The organism is Actinomadura sp. J1-007 (assembly GCF_009793335.1).
GTDB lineage: Bacteria > Actinomycetota > Actinomycetes > Streptosporangiales > Streptosporangiaceae > Spirillospora > Spirillospora yumaensis.
The window spans coordinates 1,023,047-1,041,629 of record NZ_WING01000001.1; the positions used below are offsets into that span (position 1 = coordinate 1,023,047).

Annotated in this window: 19 protein-coding genes and 1 pseudogene; 12 read left to right on the forward strand and 8 right to left on the reverse strand. The window is 74.4% G+C overall.

Annotation, left to right across the window (positions count from 1 at the left end; translation table 11 throughout):
• Nucleotides 1–8 precede the first annotated feature (8 nt).
• The 9 genes and pseudogenes from GEV43_RS04640 to GEV43_RS04675 all read left to right on the forward strand — a co-directional run bounded on the left by GEV43_RS04640 (nucleotide 9) and on the right by GEV43_RS04675 (nucleotide 9,460).
• The gene (locus GEV43_RS04640) at nucleotides 9–1,469 is read left to right on the forward strand and encodes an aldehyde dehydrogenase (RefSeq protein ID WP_160824305.1); all 1,461 of its coding nucleotides are present in this window, start codon (nucleotides 9–11) and stop codon (nucleotides 1,467–1,469) included.
• Nucleotides 1,470–1,679: 210 nt separating this feature from the next.
• Nucleotides 1,680–2,420 carry an SDR family oxidoreductase gene (locus GEV43_RS04645; protein WP_160819615.1) on the forward strand — a complete coding sequence of 247 codons (741 nt, stop codon included), beginning with the start codon at nucleotides 1,680–1,682 and terminating at the stop codon, nucleotides 2,418–2,420.
• Complete coding sequence (locus tag GEV43_RS04650; protein WP_160819616.1) at nucleotides 2,417–3,292, forward strand: NAD(P)-dependent oxidoreductase; 876 nt, start codon at nucleotides 2,417–2,419, stop codon at nucleotides 3,290–3,292. Before GEV43_RS04645 ends, GEV43_RS04650 begins: the two co-directional genes overlap by 4 nt.
• A complete protein-coding gene (locus GEV43_RS04655) occupies nucleotides 3,285–3,764 on the forward strand; it encodes a carboxymuconolactone decarboxylase family protein (RefSeq protein ID WP_160819617.1) in 480 nt (159 codons plus the stop codon). The genes GEV43_RS04650 and GEV43_RS04655 overlap by 8 nt, the downstream gene beginning before the upstream one ends.
• Nucleotides 3,765–3,929: 165 nt before the next feature.
• Nucleotides 3,930–4,934: pseudogene (locus GEV43_RS53175) on the forward strand (beta-propeller domain-containing protein); the annotation flags it as partial.
• Between the two features lie 92 nt (nucleotides 4,935–5,026).
• Complete coding sequence (locus GEV43_RS53180; protein WP_309239454.1) at nucleotides 5,027–5,818, forward strand: beta-propeller domain-containing protein; 792 nt, start codon at nucleotides 5,027–5,029, stop codon at nucleotides 5,816–5,818.
• A 208-nt stretch (nucleotides 5,819–6,026) separates the two neighbouring features.
• A complete protein-coding gene (locus GEV43_RS04665; protein WP_160819618.1) occupies nucleotides 6,027–6,704 on the forward strand; it encodes a TetR/AcrR family transcriptional regulator in 678 nt (225 codons plus the stop codon).
• Between the two features lie 152 nt (nucleotides 6,705–6,856).
• Entirely contained in the window at nucleotides 6,857–8,227 is a 1,371-nt protein-coding gene (locus GEV43_RS04670; RefSeq protein WP_160819619.1) for an MFS transporter, read from the forward strand.
• 12 nt (nucleotides 8,228–8,239) lie between these two features.
• A complete protein-coding gene (locus GEV43_RS04675; RefSeq protein WP_160819620.1) occupies nucleotides 8,240–9,460 on the forward strand; it encodes an alkyl sulfatase dimerization domain-containing protein in 1,221 nt (406 codons plus the stop codon).
• 10 nt (nucleotides 9,461–9,470) lie between these two features.
• On the opposite strand, the gene GEV43_RS04680 is transcribed toward GEV43_RS04675, so the two are convergent.
• The 4 genes from GEV43_RS04680 to GEV43_RS04695 are packed head-to-tail and all read right to left on the reverse strand — an operon-like array spanning nucleotide 9,471 to nucleotide 13,682.
• Nucleotides 9,471–10,583: a D-alanine--D-alanine ligase family protein gene (locus GEV43_RS04680; RefSeq protein ID WP_160819621.1), complete on the reverse strand. Its 1,113-nt coding sequence runs from the start codon at nucleotides 10,581–10,583 to the stop codon at nucleotides 9,471–9,473.
• Between the two features lie 21 nt (nucleotides 10,584–10,604).
• Nucleotides 10,605–11,714, reverse strand: coding sequence for a PLP-dependent aspartate aminotransferase family protein (locus tag GEV43_RS04685; protein WP_241682783.1), 1,110 nt, complete (start codon nucleotides 11,712–11,714; stop codon nucleotides 10,605–10,607).
• A 13-nt stretch (nucleotides 11,715–11,727) separates the two neighbouring features.
• Entirely contained in the window at nucleotides 11,728–12,717 is a 990-nt protein-coding gene (locus tag GEV43_RS04690) for an NAD(P)H-dependent glycerol-3-phosphate dehydrogenase (protein ID WP_160824306.1), read from the reverse strand.
• 17 nt (nucleotides 12,718–12,734) lie between these two features.
• A complete protein-coding gene (locus GEV43_RS04695) occupies nucleotides 12,735–13,682 on the reverse strand; it encodes a 1-acyl-sn-glycerol-3-phosphate acyltransferase (protein WP_160819623.1) in 948 nt (315 codons plus the stop codon).
• Between the two features lie 85 nt (nucleotides 13,683–13,767).
• Here GEV43_RS04695 and cofC point away from each other — a divergent pair, with 85 nt between their 5' ends.
• Both cofC and GEV43_RS04705 read left to right on the forward strand, forming a co-directional pair.
• Nucleotides 13,768–14,439: a 2-phospho-L-lactate guanylyltransferase gene (gene cofC, locus GEV43_RS04700; protein ID WP_160819624.1), complete on the forward strand. Its 672-nt coding sequence runs from the start codon at nucleotides 13,768–13,770 to the stop codon at nucleotides 14,437–14,439.
• Between the two features lie 110 nt (nucleotides 14,440–14,549).
• The gene (locus tag GEV43_RS04705) at nucleotides 14,550–14,756 is read left to right on the forward strand and encodes a hypothetical protein (protein WP_160819625.1); all 207 of its coding nucleotides are present in this window, start codon (nucleotides 14,550–14,552) and stop codon (nucleotides 14,754–14,756) included.
• An 83-nt stretch (nucleotides 14,757–14,839) separates the two neighbouring features.
• On the opposite strand, the gene GEV43_RS04710 is transcribed toward GEV43_RS04705, so the two are convergent.
• The 4 genes from GEV43_RS04710 to leuC form a co-directional block, all read right to left on the reverse strand.
• Nucleotides 14,840–15,118, reverse strand: coding sequence for an HU family DNA-binding protein (locus tag GEV43_RS04710; protein ID WP_131900547.1), 279 nt, complete (start codon nucleotides 15,116–15,118; stop codon nucleotides 14,840–14,842).
• A gap of 157 nt (nucleotides 15,119–15,275) precedes the next feature.
• Nucleotides 15,276–15,509, reverse strand: coding sequence for a hypothetical protein (locus GEV43_RS04715; RefSeq protein ID WP_160819626.1), 234 nt, complete (start codon nucleotides 15,507–15,509; stop codon nucleotides 15,276–15,278).
• Between the two features lie 170 nt (nucleotides 15,510–15,679).
• Nucleotides 15,680–16,267, reverse strand: coding sequence for a 3-isopropylmalate dehydratase small subunit (leuD, locus tag GEV43_RS04720; RefSeq protein WP_160819627.1), 588 nt, complete (start codon nucleotides 16,265–16,267; stop codon nucleotides 15,680–15,682).
• A 15-nt stretch (nucleotides 16,268–16,282) separates the two neighbouring features.
• Nucleotides 16,283–17,680: a 3-isopropylmalate dehydratase large subunit gene (gene leuC / locus GEV43_RS04725; RefSeq protein ID WP_160819628.1), complete on the reverse strand. Its 1,398-nt coding sequence runs from the start codon at nucleotides 17,678–17,680 to the stop codon at nucleotides 16,283–16,285.
• Between the two features lie 100 nt (nucleotides 17,681–17,780).
• Here leuC and GEV43_RS04730 point away from each other — a divergent pair, with 100 nt between their 5' ends.
• On the forward strand, nucleotides 17,781–18,500 hold the full coding sequence (locus GEV43_RS04730) for an IclR family transcriptional regulator (protein ID WP_160819629.1): 720 nt from the start codon (nucleotides 17,781–17,783) through the stop codon (nucleotides 18,498–18,500).
• The last annotated feature ends 83 nt before the right edge of the window (nucleotides 18,501–18,583 follow it).

Here is an 18,583-nt window from a genome sequence, read left to right on the forward strand (position 1 = left end):
CCGATCGCTTGCTCGCCGATCCCTCCCCCCTCCTGCTGGACGGACGGACGTGCGCCGCGCGGGACGGCGGCACGTTCGCGACCCTCGACCCCGCGACCGGCGAGACGCTCGGCCACGCCGCCGACGCGACCGCCGCCGACCTCGACGACGCCGTCGGCGCCGCCCGCCGGGCGTTCGACGCCTCGGCGTGGGCGACCGACGTGCCGCTGCGGGTGCGCTGCCTGCGGCAGCTCCGCGACGCGCTGACCCGGCACGCGGACGAGATCCGCGAGCTGACGATCCGCGAGGCGGGCGCGCCGCGCTTCCTGACCTCCGGCGCGCAGCTCGACGCGCCCGTCGCCGACCTCGGGTGGTTCGCCGACCTCGCCGAGTCGTACGTGTGGGAGCGCGACCTCGGCCGCGCCGAGCCGATGGGGATGCCGAGCCTGCGGCGCGTGACCCGGGAGCCGGTCGGCGTCGTCGGCGCGATCACGCCCTGGAACTTCCCGCACCAGATCAACCTGGCCAAGCTCGGGCCCGCGCTCGCCGCCGGGAACACCGTGGTGCTGAAGCCCGCGCCCGACACGCCCTGGTGCGCGGCCGTGCTCGGAACGCTGATCGCCGAGGAGACCGACATCCCGCCCGGGGTCGTCAACGTGGTCACCTCGTCCGACCACGCGCTCGGCGCGCGGCTGGTCGAGGACCCGCGCGTGGACCTGGTGTCGTTCACCGGCTCGACCGCGACCGGGCGCGCGGTGATGGCGTCCGCCGCCGCGACGGTGAAGCGGGTGTTCCTGGAGCTCGGCGGCAAGTCGGCGTTCATCGTGCTGGACGACGCGGACCTGCGCGCCGCGTGCTCGTACGCCGCGTTCGCCGGGGTCACCCACGCCGGGCAGGGGTGCGCGATCACCACGCGGCTGCTCGTCCCGCGCGAGCGGTACGACGAGGCGGCCGAGATCACCGCGCGGACGCTGCGCAAGCTCGGCCCGGGCGACCCGCAGGACGGCGGGACGATCTGCGGGCCCGTCGTCTCGGCGCGGCAGCGCGACCGGATCGAGGGCTACCTGAGGCTGGCGCTGGAGGAGGGCGGCTCGTTCGCGTGCGGCGGCGGACGCCCCGCGGACCGCGACCGCGGCTTCTGGATCGAGCCGACGCTGATCACCGGGCTGACCAACGAGAGCCGCACGGCGCGCGAGGAGATCTTCGGGCCGGTGCTGGTGCTGCTGCCCCACGACGGCGACGACGACGCGGTGCGGATCGCGAACGACTCGCCGTACGGCCTGTCGGGCGCCGTGCACGCCGGCGACCCCGCGCGGGCGCGGGCGGTCGCGGCGCGGCTGCGCACCGGCACGGTCAGCGTGAACGGCGGCGTCTGGTACGGCGCGGACGTCCCGTTCGGCGGCTACAAGCAGTCGGGCGTCGGCCGCGAGATGGGCGTGGCCGGCTTCGAGGAGTACCTGGAGACCAAGGCGATCGCGGAGGGCATATGAGGGAGCCGGAGGGCGCGGCGTCGCCTGGACTGAGGAGCGACGAAGGAGCGACGAGGGAAGGCGGCGCCAAAGAGCGCCCGCAGGCGACCGGAGGACAGGGCATATGAGGGAGCCGGAGGGCGCGGCGTCGCCTGGACTGAGGAGCGACGAAGGAGCGACGAGGGAAGGCGGCGCCGAAAAGCGCCCGCAGGCGACCGGAGGACGGAGCGTATGAGCGGGCGGTTCGAGGGGAAGGTCGCGGTCGTCACGGGGGCGGCGGGCGGGATCGGCGAGGCGTACGCGCGGGCGCTCGCGGCGGAGGGCGCGTCGGTGGTCGTCGCGGACGTGGACGAGCGCGGGCGGGCCGTGGCGGACGAGGTCGAGGGCCTGTTCGTCCGGACGGACGTGTCGGACCCGGCGTCGGTGCAGGCCATGGCGGAGGCGGCCGTGGACCGGTTCGGCGGCATCGACCACCTGGTCAACAACGCCGCGATCTTCGGGACGATGAAGCTGGACTTCCTGTTCACGGTGGACTGGGACTACTACAAGAGGTTCATGGCGGTGAACATGGACGGCGCGCTGCTGTGCGCGCGGGCCGTCCACGCGCACATGGCGGCGCGGGGCGGCGGGTCGATCGTCAACCAGTCGTCCACGGCGGCGTGGCAGTACTCCGGCTTCTACGGCCTCGCCAAGGTCGGGGTGAACGGGCTGACGCAGCAGCTCGCGCACGAGCTCGGCGGCATGGGCATCAGGGTGAACGCGATCGCGCCCGGACCGATCGACACCGAGGCCAACCGGACGGTCGTCCCGGGCGGCATGTCGCAGAAGATCGTCCGCGACCGGATGGCGCTGAAGCGGATGGGCACGCCCGAGGATCTCGTCGGGGCGTGCCTGTTCCTGCTGTCGGACGACGCGGCGTGGGTGACGGGGCAGATCTTCAACGTGGACGGCGGGGAGGTGTTCCGGTCATGAGCGCCGACCGAGCGGGGTCCGCCCGGACCGTGGGGTTCGTCGGGCTCGGGCAGATGGGCGCGCCGATGGCCGCGCACCTGGTGGACCGCGGCCTGGTCGTCTACGACACGCGCGCCGAGGCCGCCGCGCCGCTGGTGAAGGCGGGCGCGCGGGCCGCGCGGAGCGTCGCGGAGGTCGCCGCGAGCGCCGGGCTGGTGTCGGTGATGGTCCGCGACGACGCGCAGGTGAACGAGGTGGCGGCGGAGGTGCTGGCGTCCGCGCGGCCGGGCACGGTCCTCGCGGTGCACTCCACGATCGGCGTCCGCACGGCGGAGGAGCTGGCCGAACGCGCCCGCCCGTACGGGATCGAGGTGGTGGACGCGCCGGTGAGCGGCGGGTTCATGGGGGCGAGCGCGGGGACGCTCGCGGTCATGGCGGGCGGGTCGGACGAGGCGTTCGAGCGCTGCCGCGAGCCGTTCGGGGCGTGGGCGGACCTGGTGCTGCACATGGGGCCGGTGGGCGCGGGGACGCGCACGAAGCTGGCCCGCAACCTGCTGCACTTCGCGGCGTTCTCCGCCGCGGCGGAGGCGCAGCGGCTGGCCGAGGCGTCGGGGGTGTCGCTGCGCAAGCTCGGGCGGATCGTCCGGCACACCGACGCGATCACCGGCGGGGCGGGGTCGATCATGCTGAGGTCCACGACGGCGCCGGTGGAGCCGGACGACGAGCTGTACGCGATCCTGCGGCACGTCCGCGATCTCGGGGAGAAGGACCTGTCCCTCGCGCTCGACCTCGCGGAGAGCCTCGGCGTGGACGCGCCGTTCGCCCGGCTCGCGCTGGGCCGCCTCGCCGCCGGCCTCGGCCTGGCGGGAGAGGGGGAGCGCGCCGATGGATGAGCGACGCGCGCGCGGCCTGGAGATGATGCGCCGGGTGTACGGCTGGGAGGTCGGCGACGCGCCCGGCGACTTCTTCGGCATCACGGTCGACCACCTGTTCGGCGACATCTGGACGCGTCCGGGGCTGAGCCTGCGCGACCGGCGCCTGCTGCTGATCGGGATGCTCGCGGGCCAGGGCCTGAACGACGTGCTCGACATCCAGATCCCGGCGGCCCTCGGCAACGGGGAGCTGTCGCCGGACGAGCTCCGCGAGATCGGGATCTTCCTGACCCACTACGCGGGCTGGCCGCTCGGCTCGAAGCTGAGCGTCCAGATCGACGGGCTGATCGCCAAGCACGAGAAGAAGCGCCGCGCCGAGGAACGCGACGCCGGGAAGGACGGCGGCGCCGGGAAGGACGGCGGCGCCGGGAAGGATGGCGATGCCGGGAACGGCGCGGGCGCGGCGAAGGACGGGGACACCGACCGGGCATAACAGGAAATTTCCGAATCATCGGAACCTCGCCGGCCGTTCCGGCGTCCAAGGCGCATGCGTGCCCGCACCCTCACCCCCATCGCTCCGGCAGTCACCGCACTCCTGCTCGCCGGCTGCTCGGGGGCGGGCGACGGCGGCGGATCCGGCGCCGCCGGCGCTCCCCCGATGCGGCTGGTGGCGTACGACGGCTGCGACGACGTGCTGTCCGGCCTGCGCGACGCGACCGCCAAGCAGGTCGGGCCGTACGGCATCGGCGCTCCCGGCCTGTACTCCGGCCTCGCCGAGGACGGTCCGGCCCGCGCCAAGACGCCCGCCGCCGCGCCCGGCCCCGACGCCGCGTCCGGCGAAGGCTCCGCCGCGCAGGCGCCCGCGCACTCCGGCACCAACGCGCACGAGGCGAGCGCCGACGAGCCCGACCTGGTCAAGACGGACGGCCGCCGGATCGTCGCGCTCGCGCGCGGACGCCTCCAGGTCATCGACGCGGCGTCCCGCAAGGTCGTCCACACGCTGACACTGCCGCGGGCGGACGGCGGCCCCGACGGGGCGCCGGGCGGACCGGCGTTCGTCGGCGGCGACGACCAGCTCCTCCTCAGCGGCGACCGGGCGCTCGTCCTGACGCCCGAGGCGCCGCGCCTCCTGGACGCGAGGCCCATGCCGGGAGGGGACGTCCCCGCCGCCGGGCCCCGGCCGCAACGGCCGCAGACCCGGCTGACGCTGGTCGACCTCTCCGGCGCCCCCAAGGTCGCCGCGTCGATGACCACCGACGCGGCGTACGTGGACGCGCGCCAGACCGGGTCGGTGGCGCGCGTGGTCGTCCGCTCGACGCCGCGCATCGACTTCCCCGCGCAGTCCACGCCGCCCAAGGAGGGCGCGGGCGAGCGGCGGGCCGTCGACCGCAACCGCGAGCTCGTCCGCAAGGCGCCGCTCGACGCGTGGCGGCCCGCGTTCACGGTCGGCGGTAAGACGTACCGGACGCCCTGCGACCGGATCAGCCGTCCCGCCTCCTACACCGGGACGACGATGCTCAGCGTGCTGACGTTCGACCTGTCGCGCGGGCTCGGCGACCCGTCGCCGGTGGCCGTCGCGGCCGACGGGCAGACGGTGTACGGCACGGGATCGTCCCTGTACGTCACGGGCGTTCCGCCGCAGGCGCCGGCCTGGGACGAGCGGCGCACCGACCCGCGCCCGGCCGAGCAGCGCACCGACGTGCACAGGTTCGACCTGCGGGGGCCGAGCGCCCCCGGTACGTGGCGTCGGGCTCGGTGCCGGGCGTCCTGCTCAACCAGTACTCGCTGTCGGAGTACGGCGGGAACCTGCGCATCGCCACGACCACCACGCCGGCGGTCTCGCCGCGCGGCGGCCCGGACACCGCGACGAGCAACGACCCCGCGGCCCGCACCGAGAGCGCGGTCCGCGTGCTCGCGCGGCGCGGGGCGCGGCTGGAGCGGATCGGGGAGATCGGCGGGCTCGGCAAGGGCGAGCGGATCTACTCGGTGCGCTTCCTCGGCCCGGCCGCGTACGTCGTGACGTTCCGGCAGGTCGATCCGCTGTACGCGGTGGACCTCAAGGACCCGGCGAAGCCCCGCGTCACCGGCGAACTCAAGATCACCGGCTACTCCGCGTACCTGCACCCCGCCTCCCCCGGACGGCTCATCGGCGTCGGGCAGGAGGCGGACGGAGGCGGCCGGACGCGCGGCACGCAGGTGTCGCTGTTCGACGTGAACGCCGCGCCGCGCAAGCTCGACGGCTACCGCCTGCCGGCCTCGTCGGCCGCGGCCGAGTTCGAGCCGCACGCGTTCCTGTACTGGCCCCGGAACGGCCTGACGGTCGTGCCCGTGTCACGGCACAACGCCACCCGCGGCGAGGCCCTCGTGCTCAAGGTCGAGGGCGACCGCGTGAAGCGGCTCGGCTCGGTCCGGCACCCGGGCAGCGACTTCGGCACCTCCGTGCAACGGTCGCTGCTCGTCGGCGACACCCTGTGGACGTTCTCCGACCAGGGCGCCCAGGCCACCGACACCACCTCCCTCAAGGAACGAGCCTGGCTGCATTTTTGAAGCCCCGGCCTACGGCGCTCGCCTAGGGCTCACACCTAGCCGTTGCTTTGCGAGTGCTGCATCGCTTCGCGATCTGTCCGGCGAGGCTCGCCTCCGGCCTCGCCCCGCCGGACAGTTAACGCACTCGCGCGAAAGTTGAGGACGTTTAGCGGAACGTTAACGGACTAGGATGGCCCCTGTCACCACCGGCCCACCTCGGGAGCCCCTCATGCCCCAGCGCGCCAAGCCGTCCGGCCCCTCGATGGACGCCGAGCTGACGGCCCGCACGCTGGAGGAGGCGGCGCTGGAGCTGATCGAGCGCGACGGCGTGCTGAGCGGCCTCAACCTGCGCGAGGTCGCCGACCTGGCCGGGGTCAACCGCGGGCTCGTCTACCACTACTTCGGCTCGCGCCGCGACCTGCTGCGGTCGGCGCTGCGCCGCAACGCCCGGGAGCGCTCGACGCACATCCGGATCAGGGACCGGGCGACGCCGTTCGGTGAGCGGGTGCGGCAGGTGCTGAAGGGGTCGATCCGGCACTCGTCCTCCGTACGGCTGGCGGCGCTGCTCCAGCTCGACGGCGACACCCGGATCCGGATGATGCCCGAGCGCGACCGCACGCAGGACGTGCTGCGGCGCGACCAGGAGGAGGGCGCGGTCGCGGCGGGCGCCGACACCGTCGCGATGCACGCTGTCATGGTGGCGCTCGCCCAGGGCTACGTGCTGACGCGCAACCGGCTGGCCAAGGAGTTCGGCGTGGGCGTCCGGGAACTGGACGAGCGCGTCACCGACCTGGTCGCGCACGCCCTGTCGGGCCTCGACGGCCCGTCCGCGGCCCGCGCCGGCGCGTCCGGCGCCGCTCCCGGGGACGGTCCGGCCCGCGAGACCGCGCCCGCCGCCCGGCCCTGACCCACGTCCCCACCAGGCGTTTCCCGGTCACTCCGCCCTCCGGCCATTTAACGGAACGCTAAGAAACTTCCGCCGAGACATTGACGTAACGCTAATCGCTGGGCTTACATCCACGCAGGGCGCGCCGCAGGCCGCGCCGGATGGAGGCCACGTTGTCAGCTCCGCGAACCCCGCGCGTCCGCGCGCTCCCCCAGCCCGGCGACGGCCCCGGCGACGGCCCCGCCGGGGCCCTCGCGAACCCCTACCGCCCCGGCGGGCGCGCCTGGGCGGTCACCGCGATGATGGTCGCGCTCATGGTGATCAACTTCGCCGACAAGGCCGTGCTCGGCCTGGCGAGCGTTCCGATCATGGACGAGCTGGGCCTCAGCTCCGGGGAGTACGGCACGATCGCGAGCAGCTTCTACCTGCTGTTCAGCCTGTCCGGCGTCATCGTGGGCTTGCTGTCCAACCGGGTGCGGACGACCTGGATCCTCGGCGTCCTCGCGTTCCTGTGGTCGGTGACCTCGCTGCCGCTGCTCATCGCGGCGAGCGTGCCGATGCTGTACGCCAGCCGGATCGCGCTCGGCGCGGCGGAGGGCCCGACGTCGCCGATGACCGTGCACGCCGTCCAGAAGTGGTTCCCGGAGGACCGTCGCTCGGTGCCGACCGCCCTCACCCAGATGGGCGGCGCGCTCGGCCTCGCGATCGCCTCGCCCGTCCTCGTCTACATGATCCGCCACCACGGCTGGCGGTCGGCGTTCGTCACGCTCGCCGCCGCCGGACTGGTCTGGGTGGCGCTGTGGACGGTCATCGGCCGCGAGGGCCCCCTCACCGGCGCCGCCCCCGAGAGCCCGGACGCGGACGCCCGCGCGGAGACCCGCGCGGACGCCGGCGCCCTCGCGGAGCCGGACATTCCGTACCGCAGGCTGTTCCTCAACCGGACGTGGATCGGCGGGCTGGTCGCGGGCATCGGCGGCTACTGGAGCCTCGCCCTGCACGGCGCCTGGCTGCCCGCCTACCTGGAGAAGGTGCTCGGGCACAGCGCGTCCGAGACCGGGCGGATCATCGTGCTGCCGAGCCTGTTCGGCGCGGTCGTCCTGCTGGTGGTGCCCTGGCTCGGCGGCGTGTGGATGCGGCGCGGGGCGTCGGGCCGCGCCGCGCGCGGGATCGTCGGCGGCGCGCTCGTCGTGGCGGCGGGCCTCTGCGTGGTCGCCCTCCAGTACGCGCCGTCCGGGTGGAAGATCCCGCTGCTGACCGTCGCGTTCGGGCTGCCCAACGTGATCTTCCCGCTGACGCTGCTGACCACCTCGCAGATCGTCCCGGCGCGGCGGCGCGGGTCGGTGCTGGCCACCACCGTCGCGATCGTCACGTTCAGCGGGGTGGCCGCCCCGGCCGTCACCGGCCGGATCATCGACGCCGCCGCCACCCGCGCGGCGGGCTTCGAGCACGCCTACCTGACCGCCGCCGCGATCCTCGTCGTCTGCGGCGCCGTCGGCATGCTGACCATCGACCCCGAGCGCGACGCGCGCCGCCTCGGGCTGTAGGAGGGAGAGACCTTGACCGTTCAGGACACCGAACTCGGAGGGCCGCTCAAGGCGAAGGGCGGCGTGGAGCCCGTCGCGCCCGGCGTGTACTCGGTGGGCGTGCAGGGCAACGGGTTCGCCGTCGAGACCGGGCGGGGCCTGCTGCTGGTCGACACCGGCGCCTCGCGGGCGCGCGTGCCGGAGGTGCTGGCCGCGCTGCGCGAGCACACCGGCGCGCCGCTGCGCTGGATCGTCTACAGCCACGGCCACCTCGGCTACAACTACGGCGTGCCCGCGTTCCTGGAGGACGCGGAACGGCGCGGCGACCCGAGGCCGACGATCGTCGCGCACGCCAACGTCGTCCGCCGCTACCGCCGCTACATCGAGACGGCCGGGTTGCAGAACCACATCAACGCCATGCAGTTCCGGCGGCCGAAGGACGCGCTGCCGCCCGTTCCGCCGCTGACCTTCCCGGACGCGACGTACACCGGCACGCTCACCCTGCACGCGGGCCGCGACCGCACCGTCCGGCTGATCGAGGCGCCGTCGGAGACCGACGACGCGACGGCCGTGTGGCTCCCGGACGAGCGGATCCTGTACGCCGGCGCCGCCGTCATCGACTCGATCCCCAACATCGGCACCCCGCTGCGGACGCTGCGCGACGCCGTCCGCTGGGCCGACACCCTCGACCGGCTCGCGGCGCTCGACCCGGCGGTGCTGGTCCCGGAGTTCGGGCCGGTGCGCCGGGAGGGCATCGGGCGGGTGCTCACCGGCACGGCCGCGGCGCTGCGCTGGCTGCGCGCCGAGACCGTCGAACGGCTCAACCGCGGCATGTCGGCCGTGGAGATCCTGCACGACCTGGAGTACCCGGCGGAGCTGTTCGACGTGCCGTGGATGCGCGAGACGTACGGGCACCGCGAGTTCATCGTCCGCGACATCGTCCGTTCGGAGACGGGCTGGTGGGACGGCAACCCGACCAGCCTGCACCCGGCGCCGCCGGACGCCGCCGCCGCGGCCGTCGCGGACGCGGTCGCCGACAAGGCGGCCGTCCTCGCGAAGGCCCGCGAGCTGCGCGACGCCGGACGCGTCCAGGAGGCCCTGCACGTCGTGGACGTGCTCGCGCTCGCGCCGGACGGCCCGCCGGACGCCGCGCCGGAGATCGCCGAGGCGCGCTCCCTCAAGGCCGAGCTGTGCGCGCTGCGCGCGGCGGAGGTGACGAGCTACGTGTCCCGCAGCCTCTACCGGCGCGCCTGAGCCGGGCGGGTCAGCGGAGTCCGACCGGGCGGGCGAGGGCGGTCTGGAGCAGCCGGTCGACCAGGGCCGGGTAGTCCAGGCCGCTCGCCGCCCACATCTGCGGGAACGCCGACGCCGGGGTGAACCCGGGCATCGTGTTGATCTCGTTGAGGATCCAGCGGCCCTCGGGCGTGTAGAAGAAGTCGACGCGGGCGAGGCCCTCGCAGTCGAGCGCGTCGAACGCCCGGACCGCGAGCCGCCGCATCTCCTCGATCGCCTCGGCGGGCAGGTCGGGCGGGATGTCCATGCGCAGCGAGCTGTCGAGGTACTTGGTCTCGAAGTCGTAGAAGTCGGCGCCGCCGCCCATCAGGACCTCGGCGGGCAGGCTCGCCTCGCTCGGCTCGTCGGCCAGGCCCTGGAGCACGCCGCACTCGATCTCGCGGCCGGTGATCGCCGCCTCGACGATCACCTTGGGGTCGTGCTCGCGGGCCGTCTCGACCGCCGCGTCCAAGGCGTCCTCGGACGTGACGCGGGTGATGCCCATGCTGGACCCGGCGCGGGCGGGCTTGACGAACACCGGCAGGCCGAGCTCGCGCACCTCGTCGAGCTTGCGCTTGCGCTCGCGCCGCCACTCCCGGTCGGTGATCGTGACGTACGGGCCGACCGGCAGGCCCTGCGCCTGCCAGACCAGCTTCATGAAGCCCTTGTCCATGCCGACCGCGCTGGCGAGCACCCCGGCGCCGACGTAGCGGGCGCCCGCGAGCTCCAGCAGGCCCTGGATGGTGCCGTCCTCGCCGTACGGGCCGTGCAGCAGCGGCAGCACCACGTCGACGTCGCCGAGGGTGCGGGGCACCGCGCCGGGTTCGACGACCATCAGGCCGCCGGCGTCGGGGTCGAACGGCAGGGCGAGGGCGCTGCCGGAGCCGTCCACCTCGGGCAGCCGGCCGTCCTCGATCGCGAGGCGCTGGTCGCCGGGCGCGAGCACCCAGCGGCCGTCGCGGGCGATGCCGACGGGCACCACCTCGTAGCGGTCCCGGTCGACGGCGGCCATCACGGCGCCCGCGGTCACGCAGGAGATGGCGTGCTCGGAGCTGCGCCCGCCGAAGACCACCGCCACGCGGATCTTGGGTGAAAGCTGGGACATGATGCCCGACCCTACCGGTGATCAGCCCGTATCGGCCACGAGCGGGTCCGGGCCCGCGGGCGGCGCGGGCGCCGGCACGCCCCCGCCCTCGGCGCCGAGCGCCTCGGTCACGTCGCGTACCAGGTCATCGGCGTCTTCCAGCCCGATCGAGAACCGGACGGCGTCCCCGGCCGCGGAGGCGGCGTGCTCGGCCCGGGTGCGCGTCCCGCTCGGGACGGGCCCGCCGGGGCCGGTCACGGCGGCGGCCAGCCGCAGCGCCTCGGCGAACGCGAGGCCCGCCTCGCGGCCGCCGTGCGGGACGACCGTGACGGACGCGCCGAACCGCGTGCCCTCGGGCCCCGCGTCGAACAGCTCCCGGGCCAGCGCGTGCCCCGGGTGGCCGGGCAGTCCCGGGTAGTGGACGGCCCGTACGGCGGGGTGCCGGGCGAGGGAGGCGGCGAACATGCTGGCGGTGTCGCACTGGCGGCGCACCCGCAGCGGCAGCGTCTCCAGGCCCCGGCGCAGCGCGGACGCCTCGGCGGGCGCGAGGGCGGAGCCGGTCGCCGCGCCCGCCAGGCGGACCTCGGCGACCAGGTGCGCGGCGCCCACGACGGCGCCCCCGGCCGCCTCGCCGCAGCCGCCGATGGACGACGCGTCGGCGTGCACGACCAGGTCGGCGCCGTGCTCCAGCGGGCGGCACACCACCGGCGTCGCGCGGGTCGAGTCGACGGCGAGCAGCGCCCCCGCCTCGCGGGCGATCCCGGCGAGCAGCGGCAGGTCGGCGACGGCGAGGCCGGGCCCGCCGAGCGCCTCGGCCCACACCAGGCGGGTCCGCGGCCGGATCGCGGCGCGCACCGCCGCCGGGTCGGCCATGTCGGCGAACGTGGTCTCCACGCCGAACCGCGCCAGCGGCCCGGCCAGCAGCCCGCGCGTCCCGGCGGAGACGGCGGCGGGCGCGACCACGTGCGCGCCCGCACCGGTGAAGGCCAGCAGGACGGCGGTGACGGCGGCCATGCCGGAGGCGAACGCCTCGCCCTCGACGGGCTCGCTCAGCCTGAACCCCTCCAGCGAGGCGATGCCCTGCGCGAACGCGTCCGGCGGCAGATGGACGGCGCGGGTGTTCTCGCCCCGCCCGCGGTTGTCTCTACGCATCGCGCACAGCATGTCACACGCCGTAGCGCTCCGGTTTCGGAGAGCGGGAGATGAGCGAGATCGCCGCGTCCTTGATGGGCATGCCGTGGTAGAGCACCGCGGAGACGGCCTCGGCGATGGGCATCTCGACGTTGTGCTTGCGGGCCAGCTCCATGACCGCCTCGGAGGACTTGACCCCCTCGGCGGTCTGCTTGGTCACCGCGATGACCTGGTCGAGGGTCATGCCGCGGCCGAGGTTCTCGCCGAACGTCCGGTTGCGCGACAGCGGCGACATGCAGGTGCCGACCAGGTCGCCCATCCCGGCGAGGCCCGCGAAGGTGTGCTCGTCGGCGCCGAGCGCGGCGCCGAGCCGGGCGATCTCGGCGAGGCCGCGGGTCATCAGCAGCGCCTGGGTGCTGGCGCCGAACCCGAGCCCGACCGACATGCCGACGCAGAGCGCCACGATGTTCTTGACCGCGCCGCCCAGCTCGCAGCCGATCACGTCGGTGCTGGTGTAGACGCGGAAGTACGGGGTCATGGTGGCGGCCTGGAGCCGCTGGGCGACCCGTTCGTCGGAGCAGGCGGCGACGGCCGCGCCGGGCTGGCCGGTCGCGACCTCGCGGGCGAGGTTCGGGCCGCAGAACACCGCGACCCGCTCCTGCGGGACGTCGGCCACCTCGCGGATCACCTCCGACATCCGGCGGGTGGTGCCGAGCTCGACGCCCTTCATCAGGCTGACCAGCACCGCGCCCGGCGGCAGCAGCGGCAGCCAGGCCGAGAGGTTCTCGCGCAGCGACTGCGCGGGGACGGCGAGCGCGACGAAGTCGGCGCCCGCCAGGGCGGCGGCGGGGTCGAGCGTGGCGCGCAGCCCCTCGGGCAGCGCGATGCCGGGCAGGTAGTCGGAGTTCTCGTGCCGTTCGTTGATGGCCTCGACGACGTCGGCGCGCCGTCCCCACACGGTGACCTCGCCGCCGGCGTCGCACAGCAGCTTGGCCATCGTGGTGCCCCAGGACCCGGCGCCCATCACGGCCGTACGGAACGTCACGAGGCCGCACCGCCCTTCGCCGCGCCGCCCGGCCCTCCGGCGCGCTCGTCGCCTCCGGGCGCCGCCGCGTCGGCGGCGGCGGAGACCTCGCTGTCGGGCCGCGCCACCTCGGCGGCTCCGGCCTGGTCGGGCGCGGGGCGCGGCTCCGGCGCGGCCGGCCCGGCCCCGGCCGCGGCGCGCGCGTCGGCGGCGCGGCGGCGCTCCTCCAGGACCTTGTGGTGGTCGTACAGCTCGGCGGGCGGCTCGGCGCCGCGCAGCTCGCCCAGCAGGGCGGCGATCCGCCGCATGATCTCGTCGGTCGCCGCGCGCAGCGTCTCCTTGGTGAGCGGCTCCCCCGCGTACGCGGACAGGTCGATCGGCGGGCCCGCGATCACCCGCATGGTCTTGCGCGGGAACGGGTGGAAGCCCTTCTTCAGGCTGCCCGCGAGCCCCCGCCGCTCGCCTTTGCGGTAGGGCAGCAGCTCGTGCGCGCCCCAGCTCGCCACCGGGACGACGGCCGCGCCGGTCTTCAGGGCCATCCGCGCCACGCCCGTCTGGCCGGTCATCGGCCACAGCTCGGGGTCGCGGGTGCAGCTCCCCTCCGGGTAGAACATCAGGCACTCGCCGTCGAGCAGGGCCCGCTCGGCGTCGCGCAGCGCGAGGCCGGCGTCGGCGCGGTCGCGGTAGACGGGGATCTGCCCGGTGCCGCGCAGCACCGCCTTGAGCAACGGGACGTCGAACAGCGTGGACTTGGCGAGGTACACCGGGTAGCGGCCCGCCTCGTACACGAAGTGGGCGAGGGCGAGGGGGTCGGACTCGGAGATATGGTTGGCGGCGATGATCACGCCGCCCGTCCCGGGCACGTTCCCCCGGCCGCGCCAGTCCCGCTTCAGCAGCCCGTACAGCAGCGGTCGCAGGATGACGATCGTGAGCTTGCGCCAGGCCGGTGAGTACCCGTGGCCCATGACCCGCCCCTCTCCTGTCCGTACTCCACGTGAACGTGGGGTGTCCTCAAGTGTCGCGGTTGCGCGCGCATAGTGTCGAGTTGCCATGTCTACAGCAGGGGGCGGCGCGCCCCATCTCCAGTGGTCGCTCGTGGTGCCGGTCAAGGTGCTCGCACGGGCGAAGACCCGCATGTCCGGGGCCGCCGGGCCGCACCGCGAGGCGCTCGCGCTCGCGGTGGCGGCCGACACGGTCGCCGCGGCGCTGCGCTGCGACCGCGTCCGCGATGTGATAGTGGTCACCGACGATCCCCTTCCCGCCGCCGAGCTGGCCGCCCTGGGCGCGCGCGTGGTCCCGGACGAGCCGGACTCCGGCCTCAACCCGGCCCTGGTGTACGGGGCGGGCCGCGGCCGGGAGCTGGCTCCGGACGCGGGCGTGGGCGCCCTGTCGGCGGACCTTCCCGCGCTGCGCCCGGCGGAGCTGCGCCGCGTGCTGGACGCCGCGGCGGGCGCGCCCGAGGCGTTCGTGCCCGACGCGGTCGGCGTCGGGACGACCCTCTACACCGCGCGGCCGGGCGTCCCGTTCTCCCCCGCGTTCGGCGGCGACTCGCGGACCGCGCACCGTGCGCGCGGCGCCCGCGAGCTTTCGCTCGGCGATATCGACAGCGTACGCCGCGATGTGGACACTCTGGACGATCTGAAGGCGGCGCTGGCGCTCGGGACCGGTCCGCGCACGGCGGCGGTGGCGTCCCTGCTGCCCGCGCTGGCCGCCCCCGCCTGAGGCCGCGCGGTCCGAGGACGGGACGGCGGACCGGGCTCCGGACGGGGCGGCGGGCCGGGCTGTGGGCCGGGGCCTGCGGGGGCCCGGCCCGACGGGCGTAGGCTGCGGCCATGCAGGCGACTGTGCGGGATTACGACGCCGCGACGCGCTCGGGGAGCGTGCTGCTGGACGACGGATCGGAGCTGGCCTTCGACGGAGACGCCTTCGCCGCGGGCGGCCTGCGGATGCTGAGGCTCGGCCAGCGGGTGAACCTCGCGACGGACGGGGAGCGGGTGACGGCCATCACGCTGTCGACGTTCCCGTTGCCTTCCCCTTAACGTCCGCCGTGGAAAAGTACCCGTACAAGCGGCAGCGCCCGGAACCGTTTTTCGGAACGGTCCCGGGCGCTGCCGATGTGCGATTACTTCTTTCCTGCGACCAGATTCTTGAAGTCCGCGCCGGCCTTGAACTTCGGCACGGACGTCGCGGGAACCTGGATGGTCTTGCCCGTTGCGGGGTTACGGGCCGTACGGGCAGGCCGGTCGGCCTTCTCGAACGAACCGAACCCGGTGATCGCCACCTTGTCGCCCTTGGCGACCGCGGTCTGGATCGTCTCCAGGATCGCGTCGACGGCCTCGGCTGCGGCCTTCTTGCTGCCCAGCCGGTCAGAGATGGCGTCGACCAGCTCACGCTTGTTCATGGGTTACTCCTCTAGTTCCCCCCTTGCCCGAACGAAACTAAGGGACCCTCCGCAAGGACACAATCACCTGCACGCAAGAGTTGCCGTGTCGCTGGCGTTTATGTCGGTCTCGCCCCCGTCTCGCCGGGCAGCCGGACCAGATCCGGCCACCCGCACGTTATCGGGAGCCGGCGCCGTCGCGGAAATCGGCCAGGAACGCGTCGAGCCTGCGAGCGGCCAGGGCGGAGTCCCGTTTGGCCAGGTCGGTGATGGCCAGGAGGTGCCGGATGAGCCGCTGCCGGGTCTCGGGCGGCAGCGGCGCGACGAGCCGATGGGCGTCCCGCAACCGCTCCGCCATACGGGTCAGCTCCGGGTCGTCCCAGTCCGGTCCGGTCCATGGGACCGTGCTCAATTGGAGCCCCCCAACGGTACGAGCGTGTCTCCGCAGTGTGAATTGTCCTCGGTGCGGAGGCACGCCCGTACCACCGGGGTCCGTTTCCGGACGTCCGGCCCTGTTCGGCGGGTCGCGCCGCGCGCCGCGACCCGCGCGCACGGCGGGCGGCGGGCGGCGCGGCGCGGTGCTCAGGCGGTGGCGGGGAGCCAGCCGGGGCGGGCCTGCTCGAACTCGGCGATCCCGTCGGCGTGGCGCAGGGTCAGGCCGATGTCGTCCAGGCCCTCCATGAGCCGCCAGCGGGTGTAGTCGTCGATCTCGAACGGCGCGACGAGGTCCCCGGCGCGCACCTCGCGCCGGTCGAGGTCGACGGTGATCTCGGCCTTCGGGTCCTTCTCGGCCCGGTCCTGGAGGGCCTCGACGGTCTCGGCGGGCAGGACGACCGGCAGCAGCCCCATCTTGGTGGAGTTGTTGCGGAAGATGTCGCCGAAGCGCGGCGCGATCACGACGCGGAACCCGTACTGCTGGAGGGCCCAGACGGCGTGCTCGCGGGACGAGCCGGTGCCGAAGTCGGGCCCGGCGACCAGGATGCCCGCGCCGTCGTACTCGGGCTGGTTGAGCACGAAGCCGGGGTCCTCGCGCCAGGCGGAGAACAGCCCCTTGTCGAACCCGGTGCGGCTGACCTGCTTGAGCCAGACGGCCGGGATGATCTGGTCGGTGTCGACGTTGCTGCGGCGCAGCGGCACCGCGCGCCCCGTGTAGGTGGTGAACGCTTCCATGGTCGGCAAATCCCTCTACAGGTCGGCGGGGGCGGTCAGACGCCCCGTGACGGCGGTGGCGGCGGCGACGGCGGGCGACACCAGGTGGGTCCGCCCGCCCGGTCCCTGCCGTCCCTCGAAGTTGCGGTTGGACGTCGAGGCGCTGCGCTCGCCCGGGGTGAGCTTGTCGGGGTTCATCGCCAGGCACATCGAGCAGCCCGCCTCGCGCCACTCGGCGCCGGAGGCGGAGATGACCTCGTCCAGGCCCTCCTCCTCGGCCCGCTTCTTGACCTCCATCGAGCCCGGGACGACCAGCATCCGGACGCCGTCCGCGACCTTGCGGCCCTTCAGCACGCCCGCGACGGCGCGCAGGTCCTCGATGCGGCCGTTGGTGCAGGAGCCGACGAACACGGTGTCGACGGCGACCTCGCGCAGCGGCGTGCCGGCGGTCAGGCCCATGTACGCCAGGGCGTTCTCGGCGGCCTGGCGGGCGGTCGGGTCGGCGAACGAGGCCGGGTCGGGCACGGAGTCGCCGAGCGGCAGGCCCTGGCCGGGGTTGGTGCCCCAGGTGACGAACGGGGTCAGCTCGGCCGCGTCGATCACGACCTCCCGGTCGAAGACCGCGTCGTCGTCGGTGCGCAGCGAGGTCCAGTACTCGACGGCCTGGTCCCACTCCGCGCCCTCGGGGGCGTGCGGGCGGCCCTTGAGGTACTCGAACGTCGTCTCGTCCGGGGCGATCATGCCCGCGCGGGCGCCGGCCTCGATGGACATGTTGCAGACCGTCATGCGGCCCTCCATCGACAGCGAGCGGATCGCCTCGCCGCGGTACTCCACGATGTGGCCCTGGCCGCCGCCGGTGCCGATCCTGGCGATGATCGCCAGGATGAGGTCCTTGGCGGTGACGCCCTCGGGCAGCGCGCCGTCCACGGTCACGGCCATGGTCTTCGGGCGGATCTGCGGCAGCGTCTGGGTGGCGAGGACGTGCTCGACCTCGCTCGTCCCGATGCCGAACGCGAGGGCGCCGAACGCGCCGTGCGTGGAGGTGTGCGAGTCGCCGCACACCACGGTCATGCCGGGCTGGGTCAGCCCGAGCTGCGGGCCGATGACGTGGACGATGCCCTGCCCGGCGTCGCCCATCGGGTGCAGCCTGATCCCGAACTCGGCGCAGTTCTTGCGCAGCGTCTCGACCTGGGTGCGCGACACCGGGTCGGCGATCGGCTTGAGCAGGTCGGTCGTCGGGACGTTGTGGTCCTCGGTCGCGATCGTCAGGTCGGGGCGCCGGACCGGGCGGCCCGCCATCCGCAGGCCGTCGAACGCCTGCGGGCTGGTCACCTCGTGGACCAGGTGCAGGTCGATGTAGAGCAGGTCCGGTTCACCCTCGGCACGTCGTACGACGTGCGCGTCGTACACCTTCTCGGCCATCGTGCGGCCCATCGCTCCACCTCACCTGTGTCGTCTCCGGCGCGCCGGTGCGCCGTAGTGGTCCCGGTCACCTCGACTTGCATCTCATATGACGAGACGGCAATATCAAGACATGGACAACTCTAGCGGAGTCGGCGTACTTGACAAAGCGGTTCTGGTCCTGAACGCGCTGGAAGCCGGTCCGGCCTCCCTCGCCCAGCTCGTCCAGACCACCGGCCTCGCCCGCCCGACCGCCCACCGGCTCGCCGTCGCGCTGGAGCACCACCGCCTCGTCCACCGCGACACGCAGGGCCGGTTCATCCTCGGCCCGCGCCTCGCCGAGCTCGCCGTCGCCGCGGGCGAGGACCGCCTCCTCGCCATCGCCCAGCCGATCCTGGCGCAGCTCCGCGACCTGACGGGCGAGAGCGCGTCGCTGTTCCGCCGCCAGGGCGACGTGCGCGTCTGCGTCGCCGCCGCCGAGCGGACGAGCGGCCTGCGCGACACCATCCCGGTCGGGGCGGCGCTGCCCATGACCGCCGGTTCGGCCGCCCAGATCCTGCTCGCCTGGGAGGAGCCCGACCGCATGCACCGCGGCCTGCGCGGGGCGAAGTTCGAGGCCACGACGCTGGCGTCGGTCCGCCGCCGCGGCTGGGCGCAGAGCGTCGGCGAGCGCGAGCAGGGCGTCGGCTCGGTCAGCTCGCCCATCCGTGGCGCCGGCGGCAGGGTGATCGCCGCGGTCTCGGTGTCCGGCCCGCTGGAACGCCTGACCCGCTCCCCCGGCCGCCTCCACGCGGGACCGGTCATGGCCGCCGCCGAGAAGATCAGCGAGTCGATGCGCCGCACCTCGTCCTGAGCCCTCCCCGCCCCCTGCCTGACCCCTCCGAGTTCCCTCCCGGCCGAGGGGTCGGCCCGGTCGCGGGTGGAGAGGATGACCAC

Bases quoted from the DNA above. Each gene is read 5' to 3' on its own strand.
- GEV43_RS04645 (WP_160819615.1), top strand. From the start codon at position 1,680: ATGAGCGGGCGGTTCGAGGGGAAGGTCGCGGTCGTCACGGGGGCGGCG.
- GEV43_RS04650 (WP_160819616.1), top strand. From the start codon at position 2,417: ATGAGCGCCGACCGAGCGGGGTCCGCCCGGACCGTGGGGTTCGTCGGG.
- GEV43_RS04655 (WP_160819617.1), top strand. From the start codon at position 3,285: ATGGATGAGCGACGCGCGCGCGGCCTGGAGATGATGCGCCGGGTGTAC.
- GEV43_RS04665 (WP_160819618.1), top strand. From the start codon at position 6,027: ATGCCCCAGCGCGCCAAGCCGTCCGGCCCCTCGATGGACGCCGAGCTG.
- GEV43_RS04680 (WP_160819621.1), bottom strand. From the start codon at position 10,583: ATGTCCCAGCTTTCACCCAAGATCCGCGTGGCGGTGGTCTTCGGCGGG.
- GEV43_RS04685 (WP_241682783.1), bottom strand. From the start codon at position 11,714: ATGCGTAGAGACAACCGCGGGCGGGGCGAGAACACCCGCGCCGTCCAT.
- GEV43_RS04690 (WP_160824306.1), bottom strand. From the start codon at position 12,717: ATGGGCGCCGGGTCCTGGGGCACCACGATGGCCAAGCTGCTGTGCGAC.
- GEV43_RS04695 (WP_160819623.1), bottom strand. From the start codon at position 13,682: ATGGGCCACGGGTACTCACCGGCCTGGCGCAAGCTCACGATCGTCATC.
- cofC (WP_160819624.1), top strand. From the start codon at position 13,768: ATGTCTACAGCAGGGGGCGGCGCGCCCCATCTCCAGTGGTCGCTCGTG.
- GEV43_RS04705 (WP_160819625.1), top strand. From the start codon at position 14,550: ATGCAGGCGACTGTGCGGGATTACGACGCCGCGACGCGCTCGGGGAGC.
- GEV43_RS04710 (WP_131900547.1), bottom strand. From the start codon at position 15,118: ATGAACAAGCGTGAGCTGGTCGACGCCATCTCTGACCGGCTGGGCAGC.
- leuD (WP_160819627.1), bottom strand. From the start codon at position 16,267: ATGGAAGCGTTCACCACCTACACGGGGCGCGCGGTGCCGCTGCGCCGC.
- leuC (WP_160819628.1), bottom strand. From the start codon at position 17,680: ATGGGCCGCACGATGGCCGAGAAGGTGTACGACGCGCACGTCGTACGA.
- GEV43_RS04730 (WP_160819629.1), top strand. From the start codon at position 17,781: ATGGACAACTCTAGCGGAGTCGGCGTACTTGACAAAGCGGTTCTGGTC.